The sequence below is a fragment of the Methylobacterium frigidaeris genome, from assembly GCF_022179185.1.
Lineage (GTDB): Bacteria > Pseudomonadota > Alphaproteobacteria > Rhizobiales > Beijerinckiaceae > Methylobacterium > Methylobacterium frigidaeris.
In genome coordinates, this window is the sequence record NZ_BPQJ01000246.1 from 1 (window position 1) to 259 (window position 259).

Annotated in this window: 1 protein-coding gene; it reads left to right on the top strand. The window is 54.1% G+C overall.

Translation table 11 applies throughout. From position 1 onward, the window contains the following. The coding region (locus tag MFF64_RS39120) for an IMP dehydrogenase (RefSeq protein WP_238194033.1) at positions 1-259 on the top strand (259 nt) is incomplete at both ends.

Genomic DNA, 259 nt, shown 5'->3' on the forward strand with positions numbered 1-259 from the left:
ACCGGGAAAAGTATGTATTACGAAAATCAAAACCGGCTTCGGCACAGGCGGCTGGCAATTAGCGGCGCTGCGCTGGTGTGCCAAGGCTGCCAGCAAACCCATTATCGCGGATGGCGGCATCCGCACCCATGGCGACATCGCAAAATCAATCCGATTCGGCGCAACGATGGTCATGATCGGTTCACTATTTGCCGGACACGAAGAATCGCCAGGCCAAACGATCGAAAAAGACGGAAAGCTTTACAAGGAGTACTTCGGC